Annotated in this window: 29 protein-coding genes; 2 read left to right on the forward strand and 27 right to left on the reverse strand. The window is 46.2% G+C overall.

Annotation, left to right across the window (positions count from 1 at the left end; genetic code table 11):
- Window positions 1–135: 135 nt before the first annotated feature.
- From ENI34_10005 to ENI34_10135, 27 genes are all read right to left on the reverse strand, one after another.
- Complete coding sequence (locus ENI34_10005) at window positions 136–2,316, reverse strand: bifunctional alpha,alpha-trehalose-phosphate synthase (UDP-forming)/trehalose-phosphatase (protein ID HEC79452.1); 2,181 nt, start codon at window positions 2,314–2,316, stop codon at window positions 136–138.
- A 34-nt stretch (window positions 2,317–2,350) separates the two neighbouring features.
- The gene (locus ENI34_10010) at window positions 2,351–3,214 is read right to left on the reverse strand and encodes a 4Fe-4S dicluster domain-containing protein (GenBank protein ID HEC79453.1); all 864 of its coding nucleotides are present in this window, start codon (window positions 3,212–3,214) and stop codon (window positions 2,351–2,353) included.
- The gene (locus ENI34_10015) at window positions 3,214–4,245 is read right to left on the reverse strand and encodes a selenocysteine protein (protein HEC79454.1); all 1,032 of its coding nucleotides are present in this window, start codon (window positions 4,243–4,245) and stop codon (window positions 3,214–3,216) included. The genes ENI34_10010 and ENI34_10015 overlap by 1 nt, the downstream gene beginning before the upstream one ends.
- 24 nt (window positions 4,246–4,269) lie before the next feature.
- On the reverse strand, window positions 4,270–5,148 hold the full coding sequence (locus ENI34_10020) for a (4Fe-4S)-binding protein (protein HEC79455.1): 879 nt from the start codon (window positions 5,146–5,148) through the stop codon (window positions 4,270–4,272).
- A gap of 5 nt (window positions 5,149–5,153) precedes the next feature.
- Complete coding sequence (locus tag ENI34_10025; GenBank protein HEC79456.1) at window positions 5,154–5,459, reverse strand: 4Fe-4S dicluster domain-containing protein; 306 nt, start codon at window positions 5,457–5,459, stop codon at window positions 5,154–5,156.
- A gap of 56 nt (window positions 5,460–5,515) precedes the next feature.
- Complete coding sequence (locus ENI34_10030) at window positions 5,516–5,761, reverse strand: zinc ribbon domain-containing protein (protein HEC79457.1); 246 nt, start codon at window positions 5,759–5,761, stop codon at window positions 5,516–5,518.
- Window positions 5,762–5,783: 22 nt separating this feature from the next.
- Window positions 5,784–5,999 carry a hypothetical protein gene (locus ENI34_10035; protein HEC79458.1) on the reverse strand — a complete coding sequence of 72 codons (216 nt, stop codon included), beginning with the start codon at window positions 5,997–5,999 and terminating at the stop codon, window positions 5,784–5,786.
- A 29-nt stretch (window positions 6,000–6,028) separates the two neighbouring features.
- Complete coding sequence (locus tag ENI34_10040; GenBank protein ID HEC79459.1) at window positions 6,029–6,403, reverse strand: hypothetical protein; 375 nt, start codon at window positions 6,401–6,403, stop codon at window positions 6,029–6,031.
- On the reverse strand, window positions 6,400–7,221 hold the full coding sequence (locus ENI34_10045; GenBank protein HEC79460.1) for an ATP-binding protein: 822 nt from the start codon (window positions 7,219–7,221) through the stop codon (window positions 6,400–6,402). The genes ENI34_10040 and ENI34_10045 overlap by 4 nt, the downstream gene beginning before the upstream one ends.
- 32 nt (window positions 7,222–7,253) lie before the next feature.
- Entirely contained in the window at window positions 7,254–7,832 is a 579-nt protein-coding gene (locus ENI34_10050; GenBank protein ID HEC79461.1) for a dinitrogenase iron-molybdenum cofactor biosynthesis protein, read from the reverse strand.
- Window positions 7,832–8,149, reverse strand: a complete 318-nt coding sequence (locus ENI34_10055; GenBank protein ID HEC79462.1) for a hypothetical protein — start codon at window positions 8,147–8,149, stop codon at window positions 7,832–7,834. Before ENI34_10055 ends, ENI34_10050 begins: the two co-directional genes overlap by 1 nt.
- 11 nt (window positions 8,150–8,160) lie before the next feature.
- Complete coding sequence (locus tag ENI34_10060; GenBank protein HEC79463.1) at window positions 8,161–8,439, reverse strand: hypothetical protein; 279 nt, start codon at window positions 8,437–8,439, stop codon at window positions 8,161–8,163.
- A gap of 267 nt (window positions 8,440–8,706) precedes the next feature.
- Window positions 8,707–9,369, reverse strand: coding sequence for a glutaredoxin (locus ENI34_10065; protein HEC79464.1), 663 nt, complete (start codon window positions 9,367–9,369; stop codon window positions 8,707–8,709).
- Between the two features lie 64 nt (window positions 9,370–9,433).
- Window positions 9,434–9,961: a hypothetical protein gene (locus ENI34_10070; protein HEC79465.1), complete on the reverse strand. Its 528-nt coding sequence runs from the start codon at window positions 9,959–9,961 to the stop codon at window positions 9,434–9,436.
- Between the two features lie 17 nt (window positions 9,962–9,978).
- Complete coding sequence (locus ENI34_10075) at window positions 9,979–10,353, reverse strand: desulfoferrodoxin (GenBank protein ID HEC79466.1); 375 nt, start codon at window positions 10,351–10,353, stop codon at window positions 9,979–9,981.
- An 11-nt stretch (window positions 10,354–10,364) separates the two neighbouring features.
- A complete protein-coding gene (locus ENI34_10080; GenBank protein ID HEC79467.1) occupies window positions 10,365–10,835 on the reverse strand; it encodes a hypothetical protein in 471 nt (156 codons plus the stop codon).
- A gap of 24 nt (window positions 10,836–10,859) precedes the next feature.
- A complete protein-coding gene (locus ENI34_10085) occupies window positions 10,860–12,044 on the reverse strand; it encodes an FprA family A-type flavoprotein (GenBank protein ID HEC79468.1) in 1,185 nt (394 codons plus the stop codon).
- 4 nt (window positions 12,045–12,048) lie between these two features.
- On the reverse strand, window positions 12,049–12,750 hold the full coding sequence (locus ENI34_10090) for a High molecular weight rubredoxin (GenBank protein ID HEC79469.1): 702 nt from the start codon (window positions 12,748–12,750) through the stop codon (window positions 12,049–12,051).
- 14 nt (window positions 12,751–12,764) lie between these two features.
- Window positions 12,765–13,958 carry a DUF438 domain-containing protein gene (locus ENI34_10095; protein HEC79470.1) on the reverse strand — a complete coding sequence of 398 codons (1,194 nt, stop codon included), beginning with the start codon at window positions 13,956–13,958 and terminating at the stop codon, window positions 12,765–12,767.
- 37 nt (window positions 13,959–13,995) lie between these two features.
- Window positions 13,996–14,571 (reverse strand): rubrerythrin family protein, encoded by a 576-nt coding sequence (locus ENI34_10100; GenBank protein ID HEC79471.1) that lies wholly within the window; start codon window positions 14,569–14,571, stop codon window positions 13,996–13,998.
- A gap of 14 nt (window positions 14,572–14,585) precedes the next feature.
- The gene (locus ENI34_10105) at window positions 14,586–15,809 is read right to left on the reverse strand and encodes a hypothetical protein (GenBank protein HEC79472.1); all 1,224 of its coding nucleotides are present in this window, start codon (window positions 15,807–15,809) and stop codon (window positions 14,586–14,588) included.
- Between the two features lie 15 nt (window positions 15,810–15,824).
- Window positions 15,825–16,049, reverse strand: coding sequence for a NifU family protein (locus ENI34_10110; protein ID HEC79473.1), 225 nt, complete (start codon window positions 16,047–16,049; stop codon window positions 15,825–15,827).
- 75 nt (window positions 16,050–16,124) lie between these two features.
- Window positions 16,125–16,559 carry a transcriptional repressor gene (locus tag ENI34_10115; protein ID HEC79474.1) on the reverse strand — a complete coding sequence of 145 codons (435 nt, stop codon included), beginning with the start codon at window positions 16,557–16,559 and terminating at the stop codon, window positions 16,125–16,127.
- Between the two features lie 99 nt (window positions 16,560–16,658).
- Window positions 16,659–18,014: a PAS domain-containing protein gene (locus ENI34_10120; GenBank protein ID HEC79475.1), complete on the reverse strand. Its 1,356-nt coding sequence runs from the start codon at window positions 18,012–18,014 to the stop codon at window positions 16,659–16,661.
- Window positions 18,015–18,376: 362 nt separating this feature from the next.
- Window positions 18,377–20,098, reverse strand: coding sequence for a ferrous iron transporter B (locus tag ENI34_10125; protein ID HEC79476.1), 1,722 nt, complete (start codon window positions 20,096–20,098; stop codon window positions 18,377–18,379).
- A gap of 5 nt (window positions 20,099–20,103) precedes the next feature.
- Entirely contained in the window at window positions 20,104–20,340 is a 237-nt protein-coding gene (locus ENI34_10130) for a ferrous iron transport protein A (protein ID HEC79477.1), read from the reverse strand.
- Window positions 20,327–20,791 (reverse strand): transcriptional repressor, encoded by a 465-nt coding sequence (locus ENI34_10135; GenBank protein ID HEC79478.1) that lies wholly within the window; start codon window positions 20,789–20,791, stop codon window positions 20,327–20,329. Before ENI34_10135 ends, ENI34_10130 begins: the two co-directional genes overlap by 14 nt.
- A 393-nt stretch (window positions 20,792–21,184) precedes the next feature.
- Between ENI34_10135 and ENI34_10140 the strand changes: the two genes are divergently transcribed.
- Both ENI34_10140 and ENI34_10145 read left to right on the forward strand, forming a co-directional pair.
- The gene (locus ENI34_10140) at window positions 21,185–22,924 is read left to right on the forward strand and encodes an ABC transporter ATP-binding protein (GenBank protein ID HEC79479.1); all 1,740 of its coding nucleotides are present in this window, start codon (window positions 21,185–21,187) and stop codon (window positions 22,922–22,924) included.
- Window positions 22,921–24,536: ABC transporter ATP-binding protein (locus ENI34_10145; protein HEC79480.1), on the forward strand; the 1,616-nt coding region annotated here is incomplete at its 3' end. The genes ENI34_10140 and ENI34_10145, both read left to right, overlap by 4 nt.

A 24,536-nucleotide genomic window follows, 5' to 3' on the forward strand; every position in this document is an offset into this window, starting at 1 on the left:
CTTTGCATAATCGTCTATTCTATGCGCCATCTCTTGATGCTCCTTTCTTAAAAAGATTGTGCTAAGATTATATATATATTACGAATATTTGCAAGAATTTTGTAGAGATGAGATGGTTCGGGACGGCCTGGAGATTTACAGATTGGCGAGCCTCTTCAATAATTTTATCACCTCGGCGGGATTGTCCACATTATATCGTGCTTTGGAAAATCCCAATCCGACTTTAATCGAGTAGGCGTGAGGAGGCAGTACCGCAAAGATGTCTTCGTCTGTCCAGTCATCACCTATCGCCATAATAAAATCCCATTTTCTTTTATTCAACCAGTACATCACAGCCCGACCTTTGTTGATTCCCGTATTTTTAATTTCGAGAATCTTACTTCCTTCGAGGATGCCGAGATTGAGATTACCGGTCAGGTTCGTTATCGCATCCTTTAATTCTCCGGAACGTATCAGTGCCAATTTAGGGTCTGCTTTGCGATAGTGCCAGACGAGTGAATAGTCTTTTTCCTCGATGAAAGAGCCGGGTGTACGGTCCACATATATTTCGAGGATCGGTTTAATCTGTTTCTTCCATTCGTTCCCTAAGGGTTCGATGAGCTGCCAGGTACTGTTTTTGTCCTTGATCCAGACTCCGTGTTCCCCGATGAGCCCCAGGGATTCTGTGGGAAACCACTCATTGAGTGTTTCTCTGCGGCGGCCGCTTACGATGACGACGTTGTTTCTGTTTTCCTTTGCCAGCGCCGCCAGCAGTTTTTTTACTTCTTTACTCGGATACGCATCACTTGGATTTTCAGTAAAAGAAGTCAGCGTGCCGTCGTAATCGAGCAGGATCAATCTGCTTTTGCTTTTGATATAATCGTTTATGAGTTGTGTCGTCAATTTCCAGTTGAGTTTACTCATACACAGTTCTTTCTGGAGTTTTTTTATGTGCTGCATTCTGTCCATAAAATCATGCGCCCACCGTTCCACATTATACCGCTGCAGACGTTTCTGCATAACTTTGTTGCGTCTGATCTGCTCGTTCTCAGGCATGACAAGCGCCTTCTCAATGGCTTCGACGATCTCTTCTTTATTATTCGGGTTTACGATTATCGCTTCGCCGAGTTCTTTCGCCGCTCCCGCCATCTCTCCGAGGATGAGAACACCGTGGCCGTTTGTCTTGCTTGCGATAAACTCTTTGGCGATGAGATTCATCCCGTCCCGTAGAGGCGTGACGAGTGCGACGTCGGCGATATTATATAGTGAGACGAGCTTTTCAAAGGGAAGGAAACGATACAGATACCAGATCGGGACCCAGCCGATGTCGCCGTATTTTCCGTTTATTCTGCTGATCAGTTCGTCAACCTGTTTTTTCAGGAGAACATAATGTTCGACATTGGTCCGTGAGGGCACGGCGACGAGAATCAGGGTGACTCTTTTTCTGTAACTGGGATTCCTCTCCAGAAAGAGATCGAACGCCTCCAGCCTTTCCGGGATTCCTTTGGTATAGTCCAGTCGATCGATGCTCACGATGATCTTTCTGTCACCCAGTTTTTTTCGTATCCGGGTTATCTCTTTCTGAACCGCAGAACTGTATGAGGCATTGTGGTACTTCATATAGTCGATGCCCATAGGAAAGGCGTCGACCTTCACCTTGCGGTGGCAGGCGTTGATGTGGCCCAGCACATATTCGTAGCCGAGCAGTCGCCGGACGCTTTCCGTAAAGTGGTGCACATAGTCATGGGTGTGGAAGCCTATTAAATCCGCTCCCAGGATTCCTTCGATTATTTCCGTACGGCAGGGGAGGAGTCTGAAGACTTCAGAGGATGGAAACGGGATATGGAGGAAAAATCCGATCGTCGCATCAGGAAGTTTTTCCCGAAGCATCTGAGGGAGCAGCATCAGTTGATAATCATGTATCCATATTTTATCCTTTGGTTTGGCGATTCTACTGACCATCCTGCAGAACTGTTTATTCACCCTGAGGTAGGCATTCCAGAATTTCTTTTCATATACCACATGTTGTGTAAAATAATGGAATAAGGGCCAGATGATTTTGTTGCAGAATCCATAGTAATAATTTTCCACGTCATAAGGGGAGAGGAAGACCGGATAGCATTTCTTGACGGATAATTTTTTTTCGATGATCTTTTTTTCTTCCTCGAATTTGCTCGACACATATCCGGGCCATCCTATCCAGAGACTTTTATATACCTTATGGAAAGAATCGAGTCCTGTCGCCAGTCCGCCGACACTCGACTGGAGTTTCAGACTGCCGCCCCTTTTGGCGACGGTTACAGGTAATCTGTTTGATACAATCAAAAGCTTACTCATATTTCTGCACCGTATTATATAATATCCAAATTCTTTACTGAGTCAACAGCTGGAGTAATTTTTCTTTTATATCTTCTATTATCTTTGCAGTAGGATTCCGGCTGTACGCAACAAAAGGTTTATTTACGATGATGGATTCAATGATGTTTTCGTCGAATGGTATTTTACCCAGAACCGGAATCTTTCTGGATTCACACCATTTTTCGATTCTTTCCGTATTTTCGATATTTATGTCGAATTTGTTTATCACACACGCCGTACGTACACCGAAGTGGCTTGCGACGTTCATCACCCTTTCCATATCATGGATGCCGGATATCGTCGGTTCGGTCACTATGAGTGCAAGGTTGATTCCCGAAAGTGAGGCGATCACCGGACAACCGATTCCCGGCGGGCCGTCGATGAGCACATAGTCGGCGTTCTTCTTTTCAGCCGTTTCTTTTGCGCGCTGCCGCACCACGGAGACGAGTTTCCCGGAGTTCTCCTCGGCGATTCCCAATTTTGCATGCAGAAACAGACCGTATTCTGTTTCTGATATATACCACTCACCGCTTATATTCTCTTTCATCGTAATCGCCTGCACCGGGCAGATATATTTGCACACCCGGCAGCCTTCACAGGAAACCGGGTCGACGATGAATTGCGGGGAGATGGCGTCGTACTTACATACCTTGATGCATTCTCCGCAACCAGTACACTGCTCCAGGTCGATCTCCGCCTTCGGCATCCCCTGAAAGGAATGTTTTTCTTTTATTCGGGGATGGAGTAATATATGCAGGTCTGCAGCATCTACATCGCAGTCGACGATGACTTTGTTTTTCAAAAGATGCGCAAGTGATGCGGTGATTACGGTCTTTCCGGTTCCGCCCTTGCCGCTTATTATCAGTAGCTGTTTCACTACAACCCCATGCTGAGGAGTATGATTCCGACGATGAGACCGAAGGCGATGTTGAATACCTTTATCAGGATGGAGTCTTTTATTGAATATGAAAGAAGGGGAAGGATACCGTGCCCGTCCTGAATGAACGAACTCGTCAGGAGAATCGAGAACGGAATTAATCCCCGGGAGAACATCGTCACAAATATAAGATGTGGTCCGGATTCCGGGATTATGCCGAGCAGGGCGCTTATAAAGAGAATCCCGAGACGGTTGGTTTTTACGAATTCCGAGAGATCCCAATGTTCAAGACTGATGTGGATTATCAAGAGAGCGAAGAGCGTCCATAAAAATACGCGCCATATATGCTCTTTGAATATGTGGTCCCAGATGTGTTCTTTCAGATAATGGTCAGGAGTGGTTCCGATGATCAGACCGCCGATGATCAGTAAGATAAAGAGGGTTATCTTCTGCCAGTTCCAGGAATCAGGTCCTGCAATACCGAGCACAAGTAATACAAGAAAGATAATGATTAACAAAAGGGTCATTATTCTCTGCACGAGAAATCTGGGGAATTTTTTCCAGAACGACGGATCAAAACACTGGCATTTTTCATCCTCGAGATGAAGAGGAGAGAATCTGCATTCTTCACAGGGTTTGATTTTGAAGAGAGGGACGAGTTTGTCCGTAACCCAGGCGAAGATGATTCCCAAGATGAAGAGAAGAACAAAAAGCAGGAGCGCTGTTTTCGGAAACATCGCCAGCATCACATATGCTTCGTCGCCGCTCGTGGCGATCATCGCTCCGACGATCGCACCAAAGGATATGAGTCCACGAACATAGAAGGTGACATTCAAGAACGAACCGAGGCATCCCGGCGTGGCGCCCAGAAAAGACGCCACCGTGTACTGTCTGAACTTGCCGCCGCGCATTATATGGGACAGTTTACCTTTTGTCAGTACATTGAGATAGTCCACGATCACCATCATTATGAAGACGAAGACCGTAATCATTAGAGTATGACTCAATATATGAAGATATTCAGATATCATACACTCCTTCTTCCAGTCCGTTTTCTATAGTATATCCCTCTTATCCACCAATTCAAGTATTTTTTTGAATAATGTGTTGAACCCTGTTTGATAACGGCGGTCCCTGCTGAATATTGTTTCACCCCGGGAATATGCTTTTGCGATTTCGATATCCATAGGTATTTTGAGAAGGAGTGGAAGTTCTTTTTCGCGGCAGTATTTCTCAATTAATTGATCGCCTTTTCCGCTTCGATTTATGATCACCCCTGCAGGTATCTTTAATTTTTTCAATGTTTCGGCGGCCAGGTGCAGGTCATTTAGACCAAAGGGCGTCGGTTCAGTGACGAGCACGGTGAAGTCACTGTTTTTGACCGATTCAATCACCGGACAGGAAGTTCCCGGCGGAACGTCGATGACGGTGATCTTCGACCGTGCATCCTGGATCTGTTTCTTGAGCACCTTGATGAGCGGGGTCGCCATAGGTTCCCCGACATTCAACCTGCCGTGAAGAAAATTGATTCTTCCCGCCCTGCCTTTTTCTATCAATCCGATTTCCCTGGGGATTTCAGAAATCGCTTTTTTCGGGCAGAGAAGGGTACAGCCGCCGCACCCGTGACACAGTTCAGCAAAGATTAATACGTTGTTCTTCATTACGGCGATTGCATTGTAGGCGCAGACTTCGGCACACTTTCCACAAAAATTGCATTTCGTGAAATCGACGGTTGGAACCATGATATTTACTCTTTCCGTATCATCGATTATCGGTTTTAAAAAGAGTGCGGCGTTGGGCTCTTCGACATCACAGTCCAGGAAATAAAGTTCGCTCCCGTTGTTTTTCAAATGTTCTTCCAGAAAAACAGCGAAGTTCGTGGAGAGCGTGGTCTTTCCGGTTCCACCCTTACCGCTTGCAAATGATATAATCATACCAGTCAGCGGGTTTTAAGTTTTTCAACAGAACGTGACAACTGTGATATTTTTTCTCTAATCCGTTCTATTCTGTTCCTCAGATCCTTCACCTTCCATGTCCCGGAGGAATCGTCTGAATCGTTCGGGGTTATAGCATTGAGCGGACAGACGTTTACACAGTTTTGACAGCCGATGCATCGGCTGTCATCAATACGGGCTTTATTCAGGTGGATCGAGATCGCATTCTTAGGGCAGCTGTTCAGGCATAATCCGCATCCCGCACACAGCGCGCTGTTCACATACATTGTTTTCCGCTTCACGTCCGCCATAAATAATCCTCACCACCCAGAAAAATTGTCGTCTTACTTACCTGAGATTGCTGAAATTAGATTCGGTGGCACGAACCGTCTGCAGAACAGGGAGGAGTGTCGCATGGTTCGCCTCTGCCGCAGCACGTTGCACCGGAGCTTTGGCCGTTTCCCATTCTGATTGCACCCGGTGTGGATATCTGCTTCACCAGATTTTTCGAACCGCAGTGCCTGCAGTTGAGCTCGACCTTTTCATCTCTGCTTTTGAATAATATTTCCGTAATCTTTCCACAATCCTTACATTTATATTCATAAATAGGCATATCTTTTCCTTTGTTCAGTCATTTATTGTCTTGTCATCTTAGCCCCGCATTTGGGACAGGATATTTGAACACAGGGGACACCTCTTTGATGAGGTATCGTGGCGCCGCAGGATGGGCAGATACATACACCGCCGGGACCTGCTCCTCTGCCGCCCATTCTGCCTCGGCCCTGGCCGCCGCGACGGCCGCCTGCACCTGGTCCCATGCCACGGGGTCCTGTTCCATCACCTCTTGGCATTTTTACCTCCTTGTATTATTGCTACATATTCAATGTTCATTCTTATGCTCTTTACATTCTGTATGACCGCCTCGGGCACGGTCACAAAGGGATTCACCACCTTTAAGCGTACCATTGATGATTTCATCGATTACATCGTCGACCCTGCCAGTGATGCCGAGCACGGTCTCGATACCATACTGGACAAACAGATTCTGCGCCCTGACGCCCATACCGCCGGCAATGATGCACTCCACACCTTTATCAGCGAAGTACTGAGGAAGAAATCCCGGGCTGTGGCCTGGATTCTCAATTACTGTTCTGTTCTGAAGCTTACCGTCTGAAATATCCACGAGTGTGAAGTGCGGGCATCTTCCGAAATGTGGGGAGACCGAGTTGTTCTCAGTCGAGATCACGATCTTCATTCTTTCTCCTCCTTGTTGTCGGACATTATCTTTTCGACGATTTTATTGAAAGCATTCGCGGCTTCAGAATCGGGATGATGCATGATGAACGGTTTTCCTTCGTCACCCAATTCTACGATCTTGGGGTCCATTGGGATTCTGCCGAGGAAATCCACACCGAGCTCTTTTGCTGCTTCTTCACCGCCGCCTTCTTTAAATAGAGATATTTTTTTACCGCAGTGCGGGCATATCAGACCGCTCATATTTTCGATGATGCCGTAAATCTTGAGATTGAGTTTCCGTGCGAAATTGACCGCCTTTTTAGAGTCGAGTAGAGAAACTTCTTGGGGGGTCGTTACGATGATCGCGCCGGTCGCCGGAATCAATTGGGCTACAGAGAGCGGTTCATCTCCGGTTCCAGGCGGTGAGTCGATTATCAAATAATCGAGTTCGCCCCAGACTACATCACCCAGGAACTGCTGGATTAATTTCATCTTTAAAGGCCCTCTCCAGATCACCGGCGTTGTCTGATCCTGCAATAGAAACGACATTGAAATGAGCGCAAGATTTTTGGTGACCGAAACCGGTAGAATTCTGTTGTCGCCGGCGGATTCCAGTTGTCTGCCTTCAACCCCGAGCATCTTGGCGAGATTGGGTCCGTGGATATCAACATCCAGCAATCCTACTTTTAGCTGCCGTTCGCTTAATGCCAGACCCAGATTCACCGCAACAGTGCTTTTACCCACTCCGCCTTTGCCTGAAAAGACAAGCAGTCTATTCTTTATTTTATTTAGGTTTTCAACGATCCTGAGATTCTCATCAGTCTTTTTTTGCTCCATTTTGCTCCTTTGTTCCTTTACATTATAGTGATTTATTTCTTCTTTTCAAGTTCTTTTATCCTTCTGTTCACCGCTTCAAGCTGTTGTTTCAAAAACTCTTCCTGCTGTTTGAGTACCTGGAGTTCCTGTTGAGGCGGCATCTGTGCAAAGGGAGGTGGAGCCTGCATCGGTGCATTATAGAGCATCGCCATTCTTCTGCCCATGCCGCGTCCCATCCCACCCATGCCGAAGCCGAAACCCGGCCCTGGCGGCATTCCATAGTGCGAGGCGACATTCGGCCCTGTCGTCGGTTTCAGTTGTCCTGCTTTGTATTTTTTAACAGCCTCTTCCACTGTGCCGAGTACACCGGTGATAACCTTGACTCCCGCCGCCTGAAGGGTTTGAAAGGCATTGGGCCCGCAGCTGCCGGTCAGTACAAGTTCGATTCCTTTGTTCGCAATCAACTGAGCGGTTTGAATACCTGCGCCGCCCATAGCAGCGACATTGGGATTTTCAAGTACTTCTGATTCCATGGTGTCCGGGTCGAGTACAATGAAAAAAGGAGCACGCCCGAAGCGCGGGTCGACCTGGGATTTCAGATCCTGACCCGTCGACGAAACAGCGATTTTCATTATTCACCTCCTGAAAGTTCTTTTTCCAGTTCTTTTATTTCATTTCTGATTCCCTGAAGTTCATCTTCAAGGACCTCTGCCTGGCCTTTGAGTATATTTAATTCCTGCTCCGGTGTTATCGGAGCAGCACCATAAGGTGCATAATCAGGATAAAAAGGCGGAGTGTTCTGTACCGGTTGAGGAGCGGGTTGCGGAAAAAACTGATTCACAGCCGGTTGATAAGGATTGTATCCGAACCAACCTGGTGAAAATCCCATTCTCAACCAGCCGGGTAGTCCGGTCAGGCGGAACCACCATCTATATCTATGGCGACCCATATATCACCTCCTTAGTTGTTTGCAGTATTCGGTGCTTGGGGTACTGAAAAACCGGGATACGCATAGGGATAAGCTGTACCATATCCATAATATGGAAATCCATAGTATGGAATGGTTGCGGCATACTGCCCTGCATAAGGACTTGCCCACCACCAGCGGGGCAGCCAGGGAAAGTTCCGGCAGAAAGGAAACGGGTTTCCTCTGCCAGGCCATCCCATAAAGGGATGAACAGGATAATTATAGGGGCCGAAATTGAACCCCCACCATCTAAAGCCTCTTCCAAACGGCATAATGACCTCCTTTCTGTACTATTATTATGCAAGAATCATGCCAGGATGATGGACTATTGATTTTCCGGGGAATTATATGAGATATAAATACTTTTACATATAATTTAAAGTGATTTTTTAGATTACTTAAACCGGGTTTGTTTCATTTTTGAAACACGAATCCAGGAAGGTGTTTTTCTGGTAATATATAAAGCAAAACCTTGTTTCAGCAATGAAACGAATTTCAAATTTGAAACAAGGTCTTGGACTTTATGTTCTCTTCAGACCCTATTTTACTGATTCTATTATCTTTTCAATGAAAGCACTTTCCGGCAGTGCACCTTCAAATTGGGTGGTCTCGTTTATCACGACCTTGGGTACGGCATAAACTCCGTATTTCTGGGCGAGCTCAGGAAATTCCTGGGCATTGATCATATCCGCCTTGATATTTTCGTTCTCCAGTGCCATCTGATGGGCTAATGATGCAGCCGGCGCACAATAGGGACAGGATAGTGTAACAAAGACCTGGATGTGCACGGGTTTTGACAGGGTCTTCAGTTTTTCTTTTGTTTCCGGAGATAGGGCGGAGTCAGAGGTGGAGACGATCTTGATCGCATTCAAAAGTGTGGCGAACTCATGGCCTGCCGGGATACCGTAAAGTCGGATTCCGAAGTCCTTTTCACCGAGCACAAGTGTCACGGGAACTTTATCAACATTATATTCCGCGACTTTTTCTTTATCCTTGAGGTAATCGTAGAATTCTATGGTTATCTTGTTTGAAAGCTCAGCCACTTCTTTTATCAATGTTTCATTGTCTTTACACGTGGGACAGTCGTATCCAGGGACACTGATCTTGTCGTCACGGGTGAAGACGACGAGTTTTACCGGTTCTTTCAGTTCTTTGAAGAGATCGGTCACTTCGCCCTTTATTCTTTCTTCTAAGAAAGGCATCTGATTCCTCCTTTGTTTCTTTCTTTTGTATCTTTGACACAGTCAACGCCTTTAAAGTTTATTATTAAAATTTTCCGTCCATCCTGAATTCGGCGATATCGAACCAGAACCCGGAACCGGTTAATTGATCATACTCCGCCTGGAGGAGATCATAGTGGTACTTTTCTTCCTCAATTATTTTACTGAATACCTGCTTTACTGTCTGGTCTTCTGTATTATCCACCAGCTTCTTATAGTAATCAATGGAATCCCGCTCCAATTCCATACCGATACGTAGCGCCTCAAGGTCACTCGCACGTTCTTCTTTTCCCTGTTTTTCTATACGTGCTTTCAGTTTATCAAGTACACTCTCTTTATTGCTCTCTTCCTGATTCACGTATTTTTTCCATTCTTCACCGTCAAGGGCGGTTGTGAAGATTTCGCCGAATTTTTTGATGTGTTCGGTTTCATCCTTGGCGAGTTTTTCAAAGACCTTTTCGCCATATTCATTGTGCGTCATCTTCGCCGCTTCTTCGTAAAAACTTCTGCCGTTGATTTCCATGGTGGTGGAATATTTTATGGCTTCAATCATTTCTTCGGTTAATTTCGGCATCTTGGCACTCCTTTCATTTATATTTTCCACAGGCCGTGGAGATTACAGTATTCACGTACGCTGGCATCCCCGGTTTGAACCGTAAATAAAGCCTCTGGTTTGCCGCCCGGTTCGAGGAACTGCCGATATGCTTTACCGCCGGCGAGCAGCTCTATCCATTCGATATAGTGTTTGTCTTCCATGGGGTGGGGTACACTGCCGACCTTTACAAGAATACCTTTGTTGGTCTTTTCGATTACCGGGACGTGTTTTTCTTTCGCCGCATCCACGGTGTTTTCTTCCATCAACTTCATGGGTTGATTACAGCAGACGAGCTCTCCCACACCTTCATGGAGGAGCTCGACGATATTCCCGCATATTTCACATTTATATATCTGCAGTCGTTTCGTCATCTTGGACCTCCTTACATACTTTCTTTTATCTTGGTAAGCCTGGTGAAATGTCGTCTTTCTTCTTCGATGATTCGGTCGATCAAGTCGTGTTTTTCAGCGGGGACGAGTTTCTTTATGTCGTGGTAGTATAATATCGACGCCAGTTCAGTGTCGATCGCGAAATTTATCGCATCGACGGGACCTGTGATGCTGTTTATTTTTTCAGCGAGTTTTTTATCGTCGAAAATGATGTTGTCCGCATACGCACGCAGATATTCGAAGTATTCTCCGGGATAATTTTCAAACGGTTCGTATTTTTCGATCTTTGAAGCCATATCCTGAAAGATCTCTTTATGTTTTACTTCCTCGTCCGCCAGACTTTTAAAGAGGGTGCTGGTTTTTTCATCAGGGACTTTCTCAGCCGCCTTGCGATAAAAATTCTCGCCGTTTTCTTCAATCCTTACGGCGAATTGAAAGACTTCTTCTGCTTTAAATACAGTCATTGTTACCTCCTTGTATACTGTATATTATATCAGGTTCAACTCTTTATGTTTTTCCAGGACACTGTCGGCGAGGCCGTCCAGCGCCGTAAATGCTTCTTTCCCCGGCCTTCCTTTGATCACCACCGGTGGAAGAATTTCTACTTTCAGATTTCCCAGCATGCCTTTAATCACTTCCGGCATCCTTCCTCCCCAGCCGTACGAACCGATGATGGAAGCGAATCTGGTTTTCGGCCTCAATGCGTTTGCAAGATAAGCCGCATACACCGCAGAGGGATGGGGACCGGTCAGAACCGTCGGCGTGCCGATTATGAGTGTGGCGGCGTCGACCAGTGCGATCGCCAGCTCTCCGATGTCGGTTCTGGTGAGATTAAAAGGTTTTACTGTGATATTTCTCTGTATGAGGGCGTTGATCAGATGAGCCGTCATCTCTTCCACACTGCCGTGCATCGAGACATAAGGTAGGATCACTTCGTTCTTGACGTTGTCTGATATCCAATCTTTATAGGCATTGATGATGAAATCGGGATTTTTGTGGATCGGCCCGTGGCTCGGTGCGATTATTTCTATCTCGTATTTCTCAAGTTTTGTCAGATGTTTCTTGATGTTGTTTCGAAAGGGCATCATGATTTCCGCATAATAGCGCTTCGCCGAAGTATAGAGATTTTCTTCCTCATCGGCATAGAGTTTACTCGTTGCCAGATGTGAACCGAAGAAATCACACGGAAAGAGAATCTTATCCTCCTGCAGATAGGTCAGCATCGTTTCAGGCCAATGGACCCATGGAGCGATGATGAACTCAAGGGTTCTGTCACCCAGCGAGAGTGTTTTTCCGTCTTCCACCTCGATGATTCTTTCTGCTTCAATAAAGAGATGTTCAATGCACATTACCTTGCCTTTTGCAGTGGTGACCAACTTCGCTTCCGGATACAATTCAAGAATTCTCGGGATGGCGCCTGCGTGGTCCTGTTCACTGTGATTGGAGATGACATAGTCGATATTCTTCACCTCGAGGGCATTGAGGTTATCGAGAAGGACCTGTTCTTTGGTCGGATCCACGGTGTCGATGAGTGCGGTCTTTTTACTTCCTTTGATAAGATAGGCATTATATGTCGTTCCCTCAGGCAGGGGAATCAACTCATCGAAGAGACGTCGGTCCCAGTCAATGGCACCGACTGAAGAGATTTCCGGTTTGATTCGTCGAACACTCATGATTTTACTCCTCCTTTTTAAATTGGTCTTTTCCCACTCCGCAGAACGGGCATACCCAGTCTTCAGGCAGGTCTTCAAACGGTGTTCCAGGCTCTATATTGCTGTCGGGATCACCTTTTTGCGGATCATATATATACCCGCATACTGTACAGATATACTTATTCATCTTTTTCTCCTCGTTTGCTTTTTCTTCGGCATCAGGTTCTGCAATATAGGTTGTCGCGTTTTTCGGCACTTTGCCTTTCAACACCCTGTGGTAGTATTCATAAGTCAATGGTTTATCTTTGGCTGTTGTTTCCGCGTCCACAAGTTCACCGACGAACAGCGTATGGGTACCCGCATCCATCGCGGCTTTCAACCGACACTCGAGATACCCGATGGTTTTGTCCAGAACAACGGGTGCGCCCGTTTCACCGATCTTATATTTTATACCACTGAACTTATCGATTTCTCTGCCGGTTCTGAAACCGAAGAGTCCGATGAGTTTCAGAGGTGTCTCTGTCGAGAGGATGGAGATCGTAAAGACCTTACTTTCCGTGATGTATTCATGGGTGAGGTTCTTCTTGTTTATACATACCCCCATCATCGGAGGTTCAGCCGTGAGCTGGAATACGGTGTTGGTGATCTGACCGTTGAGTTTATTCTTTTTTACAGAACTGACGATATACATACCGTAACTTATTTTATGGAGGGTTTTCAAATTCATCCTTGTTTCCTTTCTTACAAAAGGCGTTTTTCGCCTTCTATTTTTTTGATTTCCGTTATATCCTGGGTGACTTCCAGACAGCCGAGATACCGGCCTTCGCGATTGCGCACCGGGAAATAACGGATATAGATCAGGCGGTTGTTGAGCGTAATCCAGAATTCCGCTTTATCACTGGTGCCTTTTTTGAAGTCGTCGAGAATCTTATTGACGACATGAACGCTCTTTTGAGGATGACAGTTCTGAACCTTACGTCCGATCACCGCCTTGGTACGGGGAAATATTCTTTCTTCCGCCTGATTGAAGTACCGCACTGTATCTTCTTTATCGACAAACGTAATATCCACGGGAAGGCTGTTCAACATCATTTCAAGCTCTTCCGGGTTGAATGCACCTGTCTCGAATTCAATCATATCTCCTCCTTTTATATTATCGGCGGTTTTGACCGCTGATTTTTCCACCCCGGTTTTTGCGGAACCGGGTGTGAAACAGCAGTAGCCGAGTTCATCGAATTCTTTTTTAATCTCAGCCCACTCCTCCTCAGAAATCACCTGCAGGGCAGTGGGAAAGAGGATGTTGTTCTCTTTGTAAAAATGATTGGCGAGCGTTTCGGCGAGTGCGATTGCGGTTTCCTCAAGGAGAGCCGTGTATGTGGAAAATTCCATTCTGTCGAAAGAAGAAAAAGCGTTGTACAGCTTCTTCTTGATCTCCCTTATCTGGTCGTGATCCATCCACATCATCTTCGGCGGTTGTTTGATGCCGTGCTTTTCGAGATAAGGGAAGAGGACGTTTTCTTCCCGTACGTAGTGGCTTTCCGAACTCCGTAAATGGTCTTCGATATGCTTCAGTTTTTCCGGTGCGTTTTTCTTTTCATCTTTGATTACGGTTATCACTTTCTTCAATTCATCTGCAAACTGCAGAACTTTTTTATGCTCTTCCATGAGGGTATGAATCGGATGCCCCGGCGGAGCGATACTCTTTTCCTTCTCAAGTGATTCCTTCATTAAACTGATATGCAGATCACAGAGTTTATGAATCTTCTCGGGCTCCATTCCTTCTTTTATCAATTCTTCTTCGGCTTTTGAAATTTCACGAGGGGTGACGTCGCCGATCTTTTTTTTGAACTCTTCTTTTAGTTTTGCGATATCACCGCCTTCGTGTAATTTTTTGATCAACTCCTTTAATTTTTCTTTTTTGCTTTCTTCAGACATTTAGTTTCTCCTTGATATTAATATCGCGTCAGCCATTTTACCAGTTCTCTCCCAGTAATTCGAAATAAGCCTTAGGATGGGCGCACGCGGGACATTTATCAGGCGGTTCGGTTCCTTCATGGATGTAACCGCAGTTACGACAGCGCCATTTGACTGGTTTTTCACGTTTAAAGACGCGTTTCTTTTCAATATTTTCGGCAAGCGCGAGGTATCTTTTTTCATGTTGTTTTTCGGCTATAGCGATGTGTTTGAAGACCTCGGCGATCTCTTTGAACCCTTCTTCCTCGGCGGTCCTGGCGAATTCGGGATACATCGTAGTATGTTCGTAGTTTTCTCCGGCAGCGGCGGCTTTGAGATTTTCCAGGGTCGTGCCGATCACGCCGGCGGGAAAAGATGCGTTTATTTCGACTTCACCGCCTTCCAGAAATTTGAAAAGACGCTCGGCGTGTTCTTTTTCATTATCAGCGGTCTCGGCGAAGATTCCTGATATCTGTTCATAACCTTCTTTTTTCGCCTTTGATGCGAAATAGGTATAACGGTTCCTCGCCTGGGATTCACCTGCAAAGGCGGTTAAAAGATTCTTTTCGGTTTTAGTTCCTTTTAAATTTTTCATTAAAAACCTCCTTATTATTGCTGTTGCGCCATTTTTTGTTTTTTTACGCTGTAACCAGTGTTCTCTATCTCTTTTATTATCACTTCTTCATCAAGATCACCGTCCACCTTGATCAGTTTTTTGTTGAGATGGACTTCGACCTTCTTTACACCGGAGACTTTTCTCAACGCCTGTTCTATGGTCATCTGACAGTGTTTACAGGTCATATCCGGGACATAAAAGGAATGGTCCATTTCACTTTCCTTCTTTTTTCTTTTTATTGAATTTAAAAGAATGACGAGAAGCAGCAGGATCGTCGCTGCGAACTGAATCACATAAGGTACTTTTTCTCCGGGTGACATAAATTGTTTCATCGTCGTTCCTTTTGTGAAGAGATCGAGTAATAACCCGAAGACCACGGCACTCGTTATGATTGAAGTCAGGTAGAGGAGCAGAACTCTTTTACCGATTTTCTTGCCGACAAAGGCGAGGGTTATCGTATTGGTTGCTGGACCGGCGATCAAAAACGCCAGCGCTGCTCCGGCTATCAGGCCTTTGCTGAGAAGCACCGCGGCGATCGGCACCGCACCGATTGCGCAGACATAGAGAGGTACGGAAATCGCCAGCATCAGGGGATAGGCGATAAGAGGATTCGAGAGATAGGTACTCGCTATGTCAGTGGGAAGCAGGGCGGTGAGTGCTCCACCGATGAGGATACCCAGAAGAAGTGTTTTACCGAGGTCCTGCGGCAGGATTCTGAATCCGTAATACAGCCCCTGTCTTACTCTTTCCTTGATGCCGAGATGGGGATGGGAACCGTGCCCGCTGATTTTGGTGGGTTCTTCTTTTTCAAAGGTGTAGACCAGTACTCCGACGAGTATCCCGGCGATGAGTGCCGCCAGAGGTCTTGCAATCGTAAATACCGCTCCGAGAAACGCATAGGTCACAAATATCGAATCGATACCGGTCGTCGGCGTGGAGACGAGGAACGCCATTGTCGACGCCTTTGACGCTCCGTCTTTTCTGAGTCCCGCAGCAATGGGAATTACACCGCAAGAACATACCGGGAGCGGAATGCCGAAGAGCGTTGATTTTATCACCGGGATGAATCCCGAGCCGCCGAGATGGTGCTTGATGAATTCCTCACCGATGAATGCATGAATAAAACCGGCGATGAGCATTCCAATTAAAAGCCAGGGGCTTACGACCAGAAGGAGCGCCCAGGTTTCAACGACGATTCGAATCAGTAGATCAATCATCACGACTCGCTAAATTCAAAAGACCTGTTCCACTGCTTTGACTTCCGGGATTTCTTCTTTCAGCTTTTTCTCGATCGCCATTCTCAAGGTGAGGGTGCTCATCGGACAGCCGGCACAGGCGCCGGTCAATTTAACCTTAACTATTCCGTCTTCAGTAACTTCGACCAATTCAACATCACCACCGTCTGCTTGCAGTCCCGGTCTGATCTGTTCCAGGACCTTTGTTACTTTTTCTTTCATTTTTCCTCCTTTTTTCTATTTATCTTTTCCGCTTTCATCTTAAAGCCCGTTTACACCGAAAGGTTCAGCTTTTTATCACCCTTTACTGTTCTTTCTCTTATTCCTTAAGCAGTCTTTGCAAATTCCCTTGAAATAACCGTGTACCTCTTCAATCTTATGTCCGTTGATCATCTTTTTGCCGTCGCCGAAGATCGGGCAGGAGATCTCAATGTCGATGATCCTTCCACAGATTTTGCAGAGAAAATGGTGATGGGGGGTGGTGACGATATCGTAGCGGATTTCCGTACCGGTGATCGTCTCCGCCGCAACCAGCTTGTTCTCAAGGAAGGCGTTCAGGGTGTTATAGATCGTCGTGATCGAAATTGTGGGGATTTCACCTTTAAGCGCCTCATAGATCATTTCCACGGTAGGATGGCTGTTTATGTTGTCAGAGAGATACTCGATCACTTTGAGTCGGGGATAAGTGGGCTTTAATCCTTTTTCTTCCAAGCGGCTCTTTAATTTTTCCATTTTTGTAATTGTTTTCATTCTGTAATAATTATAACAAAAATTTACGGTTTGTCAAGGGGTAAGATGATATCTCTTGTGATTTCGGGGATTGGTGGTGAGCTATCTCTTTTTTATGCCGTATTTCTTCGTTTTACGCCAGAGTGTACTACGGGATAATTTCAACTGATTTGCTGCTCTCTGCAGGCTCCAGTCGTTTTTCTTTAATGCTTCGTGGATTACTTTTTTTTCGAGTTCTTCGAGCGGATTTTCCGCGGAGATGATGCTGTGGAACAGGGAGTTTGATTCATCCCTGATGTCGTCGGGAAGGTGGTTGACCTGGATGATCTTACCTGAACAGTGGATGAAGGCGTGTTCGATCGCATGTTCCAGCTGACGTACATTACCCGGCCAGGGGTAATCGAGGAGAATATCGAGGGCGTCCTGGGAGATTTTGTTGACCCTTTTATTGAATTTTTTGTTGAATATAGTGATGAAGTGCTCGATGAGAAGAGGGATGTCTTCACGCCGATTGCGTAGCGGCGGCAGGGTTACGGGAACGACGTTCAAACGGTAGTAGAGGTCTTTTCTGAATTTACCCTGTTCTGTTTCTTCTTTCAGGTCTTTGTTCGTCGCTGCGATGATGCGGACATCGACCTTTTCCGTTTTCACTGCACCGAGTGGTTCAAAACTCTGTTCTTCGAGCACCCTGAGCAGTTTCGCCTGGATGGAGACCGGGAGTTCTCCTATCTCGTCGAGAAATATCGTACCTTTATCAGCCAGTTTGAATTTCCCCGGTTTATCGCTTCGGGCGTCTGTAAATGCACCTTTTTTATAACCAAAGAGCTCGCTTTCCAGGAGTGTTTCCGGCAGGGCGGTGCAGTCCACCTTGATGAACGGTCGGTTTTTTCTTGATGAGTTATAGTGGATCGCCCGTGCGACCAGTTCTTTTCCGGTGCCGGTTTCTCCGATTATCAACACCGTCGTGTCTGTGGGACTTATCACTTTCAAGAGATTGTATATTTCGCGCATTCTTTTGTCTTTACCTATAATATTATGGAAACTGAATTTTATATTCAATTCTTCCCGCAGATGTTTAAAGGTTGAGAGGTCCCTGAATGTTTCAACCCCGCCGATGATTTCACCTTCTTCGTCGATCAATAGTGCAGTGCTCACACTTATCGGTACGATTTCACCGTGGGCGTTGATGATTTCTATCTCATAATCAGAGATCGGTTCTTTCGTCTCCATGGTTTTTCTCAAAGGGCAATTTTCATTGCACGTGGTGCTTTTCAGTATTTCATAGCAGTGTTTACCGAGAACCTCTGCGGCTTTGAAGCCGGTTATCCTCACGGCGGCGGGATTGAAACTGGTGATCCGCCATTCATTGTCAATGGTAAGCACTCCGTCATTGATCGAACTGAGGATCGCTGTGAGGCGTGCTGTTTCCTTGTATAATTCAGCACTCAACCTGTACATCTCTTCAAGGTCGCGGAAGTTGATGATTAAGCCGACGATGTCGCCTTTAATGTTTTTAAGTGCGGTTGCGTTTATCAATATATTTATTGTGTTCTCATCTGCATCTTTTATCTGACCCCTGAAATTCACCAGTGGTTCACCGGTCTTTAAAACTTTTGCCAGAAGGGAATCTTTGTTACATAATCTGCTTTTGAAGAGCCGGCTGTAGTCCTTGCCGATGACCTCGGCTGCATTATAGCCGGTTATGACTTCGGCTCCTCTGGAAAAGCTGATGATTTTGAAATCTTTATCGAGTGCGATGACGCCGTCGGAGAAGATTTCAGAAACGGCTTCCGCGGTGTTGTAACGTCGGATGTTCATCTTTATAAGATTAAATTGAGGATACCGCCGACGATAAGAGCCGAGATTATCATTATCGCAGCTGATTTGAACATATCGATAATCCCGAGTTCTTTCAGAAGCACGACGAAGGTCGCGACACAGGGGAAGTACATGGTGAGGAGGACGCTTGCGATGATCAGCTGCTTTAAACTGAGGGACAATGGAGCGAGCATACCTACGGCGATGTCTTTTCTTAAGAAACCGATCACCAATGCCGCGACCGCCTCAATCGGAAGTCCGAGAATATTGGTGACCACGGGTGCCGTTAATCTGCCGAGAAAATTGATTATCCCTAAGGAATAGAGGAAATTCACGATCAAAACTCCGAGAAGGACGAAAGGGATTGCATCCTGGAGAAACCATCTGATTCTCATCCACACTTTTTTTATCAGCCCCTTGATATAGGGGAGACGATAGGGTGGAATTTCCACGAAGATCTCCGGACTTTCTCCTTTGATGAAGATATTCATCAAAATGCCGGCGGCGAACCAGACGACAAAGAGCGTGAAGAAGACGGGAAGCAATCCTCTCACCCCGTATTTTCCGATCAATCCGAATATCATCGCGAGCTGAGCCATACAGGGAATGGTGATCGCCATCAAGGTGGCGGCGATGAATCGTTCTCTTTTTGATTCCAGTACCCGTGTTCCTAAAGCACCGGGCACATTGCACCCCAAACCGAGAAGCATGGGAACGATCGCCATACCGTGGAGCCCGACCGAGTGCATGAACTTATCCAGAAGCACTGCCAGACGCGGCAGATATCCTGAATCTTCCAGAAAACTGAGTACAAGATAGAAGGCAATTACATACGGAAGGACCGCGGCGAGCGGTACGAAGAGTCCGGTCGTCAACAGACCGAATGATTGACCGAAGTCGATCTTTCCATCGATGAGTTCACCGATGAGAACATCATGGATTATCCCCTGACCGCCGAGTATGTCGGAGAGTGCGGTCATCACAGGCAGCCATAGATATTCGAACAGCGGTTCAAAAAGGTACCTGATCAATCCTTCTCCGATATTGCGGATGATTATAAAGAGAAGGATCAATATAATAAAGGCGATGGGCAGTCCGGTCCAGGGATGGATCGTCAGGTCACTCAACCGCTCACCAAAGGTATGGTGTTTATGTTTGATCGTCTGCACCCGATTGATGATCTTGCCGATTTCGTGCCATCTCTCTTTATTCTGATATTGATAGGTGCCTTTTTTTGCTTCATTGAGACGGCTTACCAGTTCTTTAATCCCCTGACCTGTGATTGCGATCGTGGGGATGATCGGGACACCGAGAATTTTCTGGAGTTCTTCGATATCAACGGTGATACCGATATGTTTCGCCTCGTCCCACAGGTTCAGGGCGATTATTACGGGAATATCTTTTTTCAGAAGCTGGAGTGTCAGATTGAGATTCCGTTCGAGGTTCGTGGCGTCGATGACATTGATCACCAAACTCTCTTTTTCTTTGATCGCCTGTTCGAGCATCTTGACCGCCACCTTTTCGGCTGGAGAAGTGGGGGTGAGGCCGTATGTCCCCGGTACATCGATGACCTCGATCTTGTTTTCGCCCGAACCCAAACATCCTTTACAGAATTCGACGGTGGTTCCAGGATAGTTCGAAGCGACGACGCTGACGCCGGTCAGACGTGAGAAAATCACACTCTTGCCGACATTGGGGTTGCCGATCAACAAAATTTTTTTCATTTTCATTATTGTTCGATTTCCACGAGTACCCGGTGCGCCATCCCGAAACCGATGGCTACCTGGGTGTTGCCGGTGCGTACGATCACCGGACCTTTCATGAATTGGGCACTCACTTTTTTTATTCGGACGCCGGGCCTGATCCCGAGGGTCTCGAGTTTCCTTACCATCCCGAAACCGCCTTTGATGCTTTTCACCGTTGCTGTATCACCTGATTTCATCTGGGTTAAATCAATCAGTGCCATTTTGATTCCTCCTGCGTGGTTTCTGGCATTTTTCACACAAACCGTATAGTTCCATCCGGTGAGAATCGACGAGAAAACGATATTTTTTCGCAACCTTGTTCTGTAATTTCTCGATCTCGGGATTTTCGAATTCTATTATTCTGCCGCACCGCCGGCACACGAGGTGATCGTGATGCCCTGCCCGGTGTGCAGGTTCAAATTTCAATATTCCGCTTCCGAAATCACAGGCAGTCGCAAGACCGAGTTCCACAAGAAGATTGAGTGTCCGGTAAACCGTGGAGTAGCTGATCCCCGGATTGAGCCTTTTGACCTCTTCATAAAGGCCTTCCACACTGTAATGGCGGTCCTGTTTCATAAAGTAGTCAATCACAAAAGATCGCTTTGAAGAACGTTTCAACCCTCGATTCGATTTCAATCGGTGGAATTGTTCTAAAAGCTCGGGGGTTTTCATCCCACCTCGCTTTTTTTTCTTCTGGTCAATGGGTGCATTCTTTTTTATGTTTTTGATTTTGAATTTCATTTTCATAATTATAATGAAAAACCGTCCGCTGTCAAGAGATGATTTTCCTGACTCCTCTCCACTTTTTATCATCCCTCCGCCCGCTCTTTTGTCATTCTGAAGGAGTCTGCCCCAAGCAGACGACTGAAGAATCTCAATGACTAATGACTGATAAAGATTCTTCGTTTCACTCAGAATGACAGAGAAAGAAGGCAAACTCAGATATTGTCCTGAGTGTAACGAAGGAATGACGGAGAAAAAGGCCTTTAAATAAAAAAGAAAAAAGTGGAGAGGAGTCAGCATTGAGGATAATTGACAAGGTAGCAGTTTCGAATATAATCGACGATGCGTTCACTTTTGAAACTTAAGAAATATCTGCTGAAGTATCGATTCCGGATATTCTTCGGTATTCTTGCACTCATTGTCATTGACCTGCTCCAGTTGTTGATTCCGCGCGTTTTGAAGAATGCGATTGACAGACTCGCTGTGGGAATGATCGAGGTTTCAGGGCTTGCGTACTACTTTTTGATTATAGTATTAATCGCACTCGCCATCGCCGTGGGTCGGTTCTTCTGGCGCTATTTCATCATAGGAACATCCCGAAGAATAGAGCGGGAGTTGAGGACGGACTTTTACGCTCATCTCCTGACACTCGATTTCAGTTACTTTGACAGACATAAGACCGGAGATTTGATGGCACATGCGGTGAACGACATCAACGCCGTACGGATGGCGCTGGGATTCGGTTTCATCATTATGATCGATGTTTTTATTCTGGGAGTCGCGTCCTTGATAATGATGATTAATCTCAGTCCCCGCCTTACCCTTTACGCCCTTATTCCCTTTCCTTTCATCGCCGTAATCTCGACGAAATTCGGCAGGATGATTCATCATCTTTTTGAAAGGGTGCAGGAGGCTTTTGCAGTTTTGACTGAACGGGTGAGAGAGAATCTTTCCGGTATCAGGGTCGTAAAACTCTTTGTCCAGGAACAGGCGGAGATCGCGAAGTTCAGGGGTTTGAGTGAAGAATACGTGCAGAAAAACAAGAAGTTGATTACAGTATGGAGTATGTTCTTTCCCCTGATTATGCTCTTCGCCGCGATCGGTGAGGTGATCGTCCTCTGGCTCGGAGGAAGGTATGTGATATTCGGGGATATTTCGATCGGCTCTTTTGTTGCATTCGTCGCCTATCTGCAGATTCTGGTCTGGCCTATGATGGCGATCGGCTGGACCATAAATCTTTTTCAACGGGGTGCTGCATCCCAGCGCAGAATAAACAAGATAATGAGTGAAAAACCTCAGATCATCGACGGCACTGAGGATGTTTCCAGTTTCGTCGGTGAGATCGATTTCAAGAATATTTCTTTCACTTATCAGAATAAGGAAGTTCCTGCTTTAGCAGATATTAATCTTCATATAAACGCCAAAGAGTTCATCGGAGTGACAGGACCGGTCGCTTCAGGAAAGACGACCCTGGTGAATCTTCTGCTCCGTCTTTATGAACCAGACAGCGGTGGGATTTTCATAGACGGCAAGGATATTAGAAAGACCAGGATAAAGAGTCTGCGTCGGAGCATCGCCTATGTACCCCAGGATACATTTCTCTTTTCAGATACGATAAGGAATAATATCCTGCTTGGAAACGACCGGGCGAGCCAGGAGGAACTCGAGAGGGTTTCACGAATCGCCCAGATCTATGAGGAGATAATGGCATTTCCCGAAGGTTTCGATACTATGGTGGGTGAGAGGGGAGTTACTTTGAGCGGTGGTCAGAAACAGCGGATCGCCCTCGCCCGCGCCCTGCTTCTCAATCGTCCGATCCTTATTCTCGACGATGCCGTCTCTTCGGTCGATGCGGAGACCGAGTTGAAGATTCTTGAAGCGATAAAACATGAATTAAAGAAGCGGACTGCGATCGTCATTTCGCATCGCGTGTTCGCCCTCCAGGACGCCGATAGAATCGTGGTGCTTGATAAAGGCAGGATATGTGAACAGGGGACTCATCAGGAATTGATAAGCGCCGGAGGTATGTATAGTGAGATATTCAAGCGCCAGCAGCTTGAGATGAGGTTGAAGAAGATATGATGCACCATCACCATTACGGCGAAGCAGAAGTCGGTAAAGTTTTTGATTGGAAGATTGTCACGAGGCTCTTCAAGTTGATGAGGCCTTATTTAAAATATCTGCTCGCCGCGACGTTCTTTTTGATAATCGCCGCCGGTGTTGAGATGTCATATCCTTATATAACCAAGATTGCGATCGACGATTACATAATCAAAAACGGCAGAAAGGTGACTGGTGTGCACGGACAGTCGGGTTTTATAAAAATCGACGACGATTCATACTTCGCGAGTCAGAAAGACCTGGAAAGAGTGGATATGGGGGTGCTGCGCAGATGGGAGAAGGAAAAACGGGTAAGCAGTGAGAGATATTACTACACTTTTGTCGACCGGCTCGATGAAAAGGCGGTTTCAGTCGTCGCTTCTCATCCGGAGTTGTTCGAGCAATACGACAGTCTTATCATTATATCATACAGTGATTTAAAGAAATTGAAGCATTCAGAGGCGTCCCTTGTCAGGAAGAACGATTTTTCCGGGGTGGTGAGGATTGTCCTTATCTTTCTCGTCATCGTGCTCTTCGGAGGAATCGCAAATTACAGTCAGATATACCTGTCTCAGCTTGCCGGCCAGTTCTTTATGCATTCGTTGCGGGTGAAGATATTCAAGAAACTGCAGAGCCTGGACCTCAGGTTCTTCGACCGTAATCCCGTGGGCAGGCTTGTGACACGTGCGACCAATGATGTCCAGGCGGTAAACGAGGCGTTCACCCAGATCTTCGCCCGACTCTTAAAGGATTTTCTGCTTCTCGTCGGCATTGTGGCGATTATGCTCTCGATGAACCTACGGCTTGCCCTCATAGCATTCACGGTCATTCCTTTCCTTTTGTTGATTACTTTTTATTTCCGCCTCAGGGCACGTTCGATCTATCGGAAGGTGAGGGTCAAGCTCGCCCGGTTGAACGCCGCACTTCAGGAAAATCTATCGGGTATCAGAATAATCAAGATATTCAATAAGGAAAAAGATAATTTGAGAAGATTCGATGAGATAAATGAAGACTATCTGAAGATAAATTTAAAACAGGTTTTATTGATGTCGTACTTCAGGCCGGTTATTGAAATCATCAGTTCTTTAGGCATCGGCATCGTGCTTTACTATGGAGGCGGCCAGGTGATCGCCGGTAAAATTTCTTTGGGGATACTCGTCGCATTTATCTCCTATGTGGAGATGTTTTTCCGACCGATCAGACAGCTTACCGAATCATATACCCTGCTTCAATCCGCAATGGCGTCAAGCGAGCGGATATTTTTGTTGCTTGATGAAGAGAGCAGGATAAAGTCCGCTCAAAACCCCGTTGAGTTGAAAAAACTCAGGGGGGAGATAGAATTCAAAAACGTCTGGTTTAAATATGATAAAGAGTGGGTATTGAAGGACGTATCATTCAAGGTCTTACCGGGAGAGCACGTGGCGATCGTCGGCTCGACCGGTGCCGGTAAGACCTCCATCATCAACTTAATTTCGCGTCTGTACGAAATCAACAAGGGCAGTATCCTCATCGACGGCATCGATATCAAGAAGATAGATCTGGCGCCTTTACGCTCCAGAATAGGTGTCGTGCCCCAGGATGTCTCTCTTTTCGC

It is taken from the genome of candidate division WOR-3 bacterium, assembly GCA_011052815.1.
Taxonomy (GTDB): Bacteria; Hydrothermota; Tepidihabitantia; order SM23-42; family SM23-42; genus DRIG01.